This is a genomic window from Salmonella sp. SJTUF15591, from assembly GCF_043356435.1.
GTDB lineage: Bacteria > Pseudomonadota > Gammaproteobacteria > Enterobacterales > Enterobacteriaceae > Salmonella > Salmonella enterica.
Genome location: NZ_JBEUJO010000007.1, coordinates 308,239 through 314,604 on the forward strand (window position 1 = coordinate 308,239; position 6,366 = coordinate 314,604).

The 6,366-nt window shown below is 51.5% G+C and carries 8 protein-coding genes; all 8 read left to right on the top strand.

What is annotated here, in order from left to right:
• Window positions 1-72 precede the first annotated feature (72 nt).
• The 8 genes from ABVM99_RS17745 to tuf all read left to right on the top strand — a co-directional run bounded on the left by ABVM99_RS17745 (window position 73) and on the right by tuf (window position 6,365).
• Complete coding sequence (locus ABVM99_RS17745; protein WP_000091471.1) at window positions 73-795, top strand: transcriptional regulator; 723 nt, start codon at window positions 73-75, stop codon at window positions 793-795.
• Window positions 795-1,181 carry a sulfurtransferase complex subunit TusD gene (gene tusD / locus ABVM99_RS17750; RefSeq protein ID WP_001268010.1) on the top strand — a complete coding sequence of 129 codons (387 nt, stop codon included), beginning with the start codon at window positions 795-797 and terminating at the stop codon, window positions 1,179-1,181. Before ABVM99_RS17745 ends, tusD begins: the two co-directional genes overlap by 1 nt.
• Entirely contained in the window at window positions 1,181-1,537 is a 357-nt protein-coding gene (gene tusC / locus ABVM99_RS17755) for a sulfurtransferase complex subunit TusC (protein ID WP_000820705.1), read from the top strand. The genes tusD and tusC overlap by 1 nt, the downstream gene beginning before the upstream one ends.
• Before the next feature lie 7 nt (window positions 1,538-1,544).
• On the top strand, window positions 1,545-1,832 hold the full coding sequence (tusB, locus tag ABVM99_RS17760; protein WP_000903400.1) for a sulfurtransferase complex subunit TusB: 288 nt from the start codon (window positions 1,545-1,547) through the stop codon (window positions 1,830-1,832).
• 125 nt (window positions 1,833-1,957) lie between these two features.
• On the top strand, window positions 1,958-2,332 hold the full coding sequence (gene rpsL, locus ABVM99_RS17765; RefSeq protein WP_000246815.1) for a 30S ribosomal protein S12: 375 nt from the start codon (window positions 1,958-1,960) through the stop codon (window positions 2,330-2,332).
• Window positions 2,333-2,427: 95 nt separating this feature from the next.
• Complete coding sequence (gene rpsG / locus ABVM99_RS17770) at window positions 2,428-2,898, top strand: 30S ribosomal protein S7 (RefSeq protein ID WP_001138043.1); 471 nt, start codon at window positions 2,428-2,430, stop codon at window positions 2,896-2,898.
• A 96-nt stretch (window positions 2,899-2,994) separates the two neighbouring features.
• Window positions 2,995-5,109, top strand: coding sequence for an elongation factor G (gene fusA / locus ABVM99_RS17775; protein ID WP_000124693.1), 2,115 nt, complete (start codon window positions 2,995-2,997; stop codon window positions 5,107-5,109).
• 71 nt (window positions 5,110-5,180) lie between these two features.
• Window positions 5,181-6,365, top strand: a complete 1,185-nt coding sequence (gene tuf, locus ABVM99_RS17780) for an elongation factor Tu (RefSeq protein ID WP_000031748.1) — start codon at window positions 5,181-5,183, stop codon at window positions 6,363-6,365.
• Window position 6,366: the final 1 nt, after the last annotated feature.

The window sequence follows — 6,366 nt, forward strand, 5'->3', positions numbered from 1 at the left end:
AATCATCCGCGTAAATAATGAGCCTGCCCTGAAAACATAACGACAGGCTCCTGAAAAGGAGTGTTTTTTTTCATGTCCAGGTCGCTTTTAACCAACGAAACCAGTGAACTTGATTTGCTGGATCAGCGTCCCTTCGAGCAAACCGACTTCGATATTCTGAAATCCTACGAAGCGGTAGTGGACGGGTTAGCGATGCTTATAGGTTCCCATTGTGAAATCGTATTGCACTCTTTGCAGGATCTAAAATGTTCTGCCATTCGTATTGCCAATGGCGAACATACGGGCCGTAAAATTGGCTCGCCGATTACCGACCTGGCGTTGCGTATGTTGCACGACATGACAGGGGCGGACAGTAGCGTGTCGAAATGCTATTTCACGCGCGCGAAAAGCGGTGTCTTGATGAAGTCGTTGACGATTGCCATTCGCAACCGCGAGCAGCGCGTCATTGGTCTACTGTGTATCAACATGAATCTTGATGTGCCATTTTCACAGATTATGAATACCTTTATTCCGCCGGAAACGCCGGAAGTCGGCTCAGCGGTTAATTTTGCCTCCTCAGTCGAAGATTTAGTCACCCAGACGCTGGAGTTCACGATCGAAGAAGTGAATGCCGATCGTAATGTCTCTAACAACGCGAAAAATCGTCAGATCGTCCTTAATCTGTACGAAAAAGGCATTTTCGATATTAAAGACGCCATTAACCAGGTAGCCGATCGTCTGAATATCTCAAAACACACGGTTTACCTCTATATTCGCCAGTTCAAAAGCGGCGATTTTCAGGGGCAGGATAAATAATGCGTTATGCCATTATGGTCACCGGGCCGGCATATGGCACCCAGCAGGCCAGCAGCGCATTGCAGTTCGCCCACGCGCTGCTCAATGAGGGGCATGAGTTAGCCAGCGTCTTTTTCTATCGGGAAGGGGTCTATAACGCCAATCTCCTGACCTCGCCGGCGAGCGATGAATATGATCTGGTACGCGCCTGGCAGAAATTGAATACGCAGCATGGCGTAGCGCTGAACATCTGTGTCGCGGCGGCGCTTCGTCGCGGTATTATTGATGAAACTGAAGCCGGCAGACTGGCGTTGCCGTCCGCCAATCTTCAGCCGGGCTTTACGCTAAGCGGCTTGGGCGCGCTGGCGGAGGCATCTCTCACCTGCGATCGGGTGGTGCAGTTTTAATGAAACGTATTGCATTTGTCTTTTCCACCGCGCCGCATGGTAGCGCCTCAGGTCGTGAAGGGCTGGATGCGCTGCTGGCGACGTCAGCGCTAACGGAAGCGCTGGGCGTCTTTTTTATCAGCGACGGCGTCTTTCAGTTATTACCGGGACAAAAACCAGACGCTGTGTTGGCGCGTGACTATATTGCTACTTTCAAGCTCTTTGATTTGTACGATATTGATCAATGCTGGATCTGCGCGGCATCGCTGCGCGAGCGTGGTCTGGAGAACGTTAATTTTGTGGTAGACGCCACGCCGCTGGAACCCGTGGCGTTACGCCGCGAGCTTGGCAACTATGATGTCATCCTGAGATTCTGAGGCGTTTATGCTGCATACCTTACCTCATTGCGCTTCGAGCGTTGATTTTCCCGCTTTGCTGCGCCTGCTAAAAGAGGGCGATGCGCTTTTGCTGCTCCAGGATGGCGTTACCGTCGCGATTGAAGGTAACCGCTTCCTTGAAAGTCTGCGCGATGCCCCCATAACGGTCTATGCCTTGAAAGAAGACATTGACGCCCGCGGCCTGGGTGGTCAAATTTCAGACAGTGTCGTCAGGGTTGACTATACTGAGTTTGTCAGACTCACGGTTAAGTATGCCAACCAGATGGCCTGGTGATGGCGGGATCGTTGTATATTTCTTGACACCTTTTCGACACCGCCCTAAAATTCGGCGTCCTCATATTGTGTGAGGGCGTTTTATTACGTGTTTACGAAGCAAAAGCTAAAACCAGGAGCTATTTAATGGCAACAGTTAACCAGCTGGTACGCAAACCACGTGCTCGCAAAGTTGCGAAAAGCAACGTGCCTGCGCTGGAAGCATGCCCGCAAAAACGTGGCGTATGTACTCGTGTATATACTACCACTCCTAAAAAACCGAACTCCGCACTGCGTAAAGTTTGCCGTGTTCGTCTGACTAACGGTTTTGAAGTGACTTCCTACATCGGTGGTGAAGGTCACAACCTGCAGGAGCACTCCGTGATCCTGATCCGTGGCGGTCGTGTTAAAGACCTCCCGGGTGTTCGTTACCACACCGTTCGTGGCGCGCTTGACTGCTCCGGCGTTAAAGACCGTAAGCAAGCTCGTTCTAAGTACGGCGTGAAGCGTCCTAAGGCTTAATGGTTCTCCGTTAAGTAAGGCCAAACGTTTTAAATTAATGTCAAACTAAACTCGTAGAGTTTTGGACAATCCTGAATTAACAACGGAGTATTTCCATGCCACGTCGTCGCGTCATTGGTCAGCGTAAAATTCTGCCGGATCCGAAGTTCGGATCAGAACTGCTGGCTAAATTTGTCAATATCCTGATGGTAGATGGTAAAAAATCTACTGCAGAATCAATCGTATACAGCGCGCTGGAGACCCTGGCTCAGCGTTCTGGTAAATCTGAACTGGAAGCTTTCGAAGTCGCTCTCGAAAACGTTCGCCCGACTGTAGAAGTTAAATCCCGCCGTGTAGGTGGTTCTACTTATCAGGTACCAGTTGAAGTCCGTCCGGTCCGTCGTAATGCTCTGGCAATGCGTTGGATCGTAGAAGCTGCTCGTAAACGCGGTGATAAATCCATGGCTCTGCGTCTGGCGAACGAACTTTCTGACGCTGCAGAAAACAAAGGTACTGCAGTTAAGAAACGTGAAGACGTTCACCGTATGGCAGAAGCCAACAAGGCGTTCGCACACTACCGTTGGTAATCCCTTCGGAGTCATAGTCACCAGGCGGGCGCTTCAGGTAAGTCGCCCGTTTTGGATAACTTAACTGAACGCCTAAAGATATCAACGAGGAATCAAATGGCTCGTACAACACCCATCGCACGCTACCGTAATATCGGTATCAGTGCGCACATCGACGCCGGTAAAACCACTACTACCGAACGTATTCTGTTCTACACCGGTGTAAACCACAAAATCGGTGAAGTTCATGACGGCGCAGCTACCATGGACTGGATGGAGCAGGAGCAGGAGCGTGGTATTACTATCACCTCCGCAGCGACTACTGCATTCTGGTCTGGTATGGCTAAGCAGTATGAACCGCATCGCATCAACATCATCGACACCCCGGGGCACGTTGACTTCACTATCGAAGTAGAACGTTCCATGCGTGTTCTCGATGGTGCGGTAATGGTTTACTGCGCAGTTGGTGGTGTTCAGCCGCAGTCTGAAACCGTATGGCGTCAGGCAAACAAATACAAAGTTCCGCGCATTGCGTTCGTTAACAAAATGGACCGCATGGGCGCGAACTTCCTGAAAGTTGTTGGTCAGATCAAAACCCGTCTGGGCGCGAACCCGGTTCCGCTGCAGCTGGCAATTGGTGCTGAAGAAGGTTTCACCGGCGTTGTTGACCTGGTGAAAATGAAAGCCATCAACTGGAACGATGCCGACCAGGGCGTTACCTTCGAATACGAAGATATCCCGGCTGACATGCAGGACCTGGCTAACGAATGGCACCAGAACCTGATCGAGTCCGCCGCAGAAGCTTCTGAAGAGCTGATGGAAAAATACCTGGGTGGCGAAGAACTGACTGAAGAAGAGATCAAACAAGCTCTGCGTCAGCGCGTTCTGAACAACGAAATCATCCTGGTAACCTGTGGTTCTGCATTCAAGAACAAAGGTGTTCAGGCGATGCTGGATGCGGTAATTGATTACCTGCCATCCCCGGTAGACGTACCTGCGATCAACGGTATTCTGGACGACGGTAAAGATACTCCGGCTGAGCGTCACGCAAGCGACGACGAGCCGTTCTCTGCGCTGGCGTTCAAAATCGCTACCGACCCGTTTGTGGGTAACCTGACCTTCTTCCGTGTGTACTCCGGTGTGGTTAACTCTGGTGATACCGTACTGAACTCCGTGAAAACCGCACGTGAGCGTTTCGGTCGTATCGTTCAGATGCACGCCAACAAACGTGAAGAGATCAAAGAAGTTCGCGCGGGCGACATCGCGGCTGCTATCGGCCTGAAAGACGTGACTACCGGTGACACCCTGTGTGATCCGGAAAACCCGATCATTCTGGAACGTATGGAATTCCCTGAGCCGGTAATCTCCATCGCGGTAGAACCGAAAACCAAAGCTGACCAGGAAAAAATGGGTCTGGCTCTGGGCCGTCTGGCGAAAGAAGACCCGTCATTCCGCGTATGGACTGATGAAGAATCTAACCAGACCATCATCGCTGGTATGGGTGAACTTCACCTGGATATCATCGTTGACCGTATGAAGCGTGAATTCAACGTTGAAGCTAACGTGGGTAAACCTCAGGTTGCTTACCGCGAAGCGATTCGCGCGAAAGTTACCGACATCGAAGGTAAACACGCGAAACAGTCTGGTGGTCGCGGTCAGTATGGTCATGTTGTTATCGACATGTACCCGCTGGAGCCGGGCTCTAACCCGAAAGGTTACGAGTTCATCAACGACATCAAAGGTGGTGTAATTCCTGGCGAATACATCCCGGCCGTTGATAAAGGCATCCAGGAGCAGCTGAAATCTGGCCCGCTGGCGGGTTATCCGGTAGTTGATCTCGGTGTGCGTCTGCACTTCGGTTCTTACCATGACGTTGACTCCTCTGAGCTGGCGTTTAAACTGGCTGCGTCTATCGCCTTTAAAGAAGGCTTTAAGAAAGCAAAACCAGTTCTGCTTGAGCCGATCATGAAGGTTGAAGTAGAAACACCTGAAGAGAATACCGGTGACGTTATCGGCGACCTTAGCCGCCGTCGTGGTATGCTCAAAGGTCAGGAATCTGAAGTTACAGGCGTTAAGATCCACGCTGAAGTACCGCTGTCTGAAATGTTCGGATATGCAACTCAGCTGCGTTCTCTGACCAAAGGTCGCGCATCGTACACTATGGAATTCCTGAAGTATGATGATGCGCCGAACAACGTTGCTCAGGCCGTAATCGAAGCCCGTGGTAAATAAGCCGCAGGGTTAAAAACCAAAATCCCGTGCTCTCTCCTGAAGGGGAGAGCGCTATAGTAAGGAATATAGCCGTGTCTAAAGAAAAATTTGAACGTACAAAACCGCACGTTAACGTCGGCACCATCGGCCACGTTGACCACGGTAAAACTACCCTGACCGCTGCAATCACCACCGTACTGGCTAAAACCTACGGCGGTGCTGCTCGTGCATTCGACCAGATCGATAACGCTCCGGAAGAAAAAGCGCGTGGTATCACCATCAACACTTCTCACGTTGAATACGATACCCCGACCCGCCACTACGCACACGTAGACTGCCCGGGGCACGCCGACTATGTTAAAAACATGATCACCGGTGCTGCTCAGATGGACGGCGCGATCCTGGTTGTTGCTGCGACTGACGGCCCGATGCCGCAGACCCGTGAGCACATCCTGCTGGGTCGTCAGGTAGGCGTTCCGTACATCATCGTGTTCCTGAACAAATGCGACATGGTTGATGACGAAGAGCTGCTGGAACTGGTTGAAATGGAAGTTCGTGAACTTCTGTCTCAGTACGACTTCCCGGGCGACGACACTCCGATCGTTCGTGGTTCTGCTCTGAAAGCGCTGGAAGGCGACGCAGAGTGGGAAGCGAAAATCATCGAACTGGCTGGCTTCCTGGATTCTTACATTCCGGAACCAGAGCGTGCGATTGACAAGCCGTTCCTGCTGCCGATCGAAGACGTATTCTCCATCTCCGGTCGTGGTACCGTTGTTACCGGTCGTGTAGAACGCGGTATCATCAAAGTGGGCGAAGAAGTTGAAATCGTTGGTATCAAAGAGACTCAGAAGTCTACCTGTACTGGCGTTGAAATGTTCCGCAAACTGCTGGACGAAGGCCGTGCCGGTGAGAACGTAGGTGTTCTGCTGCGTGGTATCAAACGTGAAGAAATCGAACGTGGTCAGGTACTGGCTAAGCCGGGCACCATCAAGCCGCACACCAAGTTCGAATCTGAAGTGTACATTCTGTCCAAAGATGAAGGCGGCCGTCATACTCCGTTCTTCAAAGGCTACCGTCCGCAGTTCTACTTCCGTACTACTGACGTGACTGGCACCATCGAACTGCCGGAAGGCGTAGAGATGGTAATGCCGGGCGACAACATCAAAATGGTTGTTACCCTGATCCACCCGATCGCGATGGACGACGGTCTGCGTTTCGCAATCCGTGAAGGCGGCCGTACCGTTGGCGCGGGCGTTGTTGCTAAAGTTCTCGGCTAAT

Bases quoted from the DNA above. Each gene is read 5' to 3' on its own strand.
- ABVM99_RS17745 (WP_000091471.1), top strand. From the start codon at position 73: ATGTCCAGGTCGCTTTTAACCAACGAAACCAGTGAACTTGATTTGCTG.
- tusD (WP_001268010.1), top strand. From the start codon at position 795: ATGCGTTATGCCATTATGGTCACCGGGCCGGCATATGGCACCCAGCAG.
- tusC (WP_000820705.1), top strand. From the start codon at position 1,181: ATGAAACGTATTGCATTTGTCTTTTCCACCGCGCCGCATGGTAGCGCC.
- tusB (WP_000903400.1), top strand. From the start codon at position 1,545: ATGCTGCATACCTTACCTCATTGCGCTTCGAGCGTTGATTTTCCCGCT.
- rpsL (WP_000246815.1), top strand. From the start codon at position 1,958: ATGGCAACAGTTAACCAGCTGGTACGCAAACCACGTGCTCGCAAAGTT.
- rpsG (WP_001138043.1), top strand. From the start codon at position 2,428: ATGCCACGTCGTCGCGTCATTGGTCAGCGTAAAATTCTGCCGGATCCG.
- fusA (WP_000124693.1), top strand. From the start codon at position 2,995: ATGGCTCGTACAACACCCATCGCACGCTACCGTAATATCGGTATCAGT.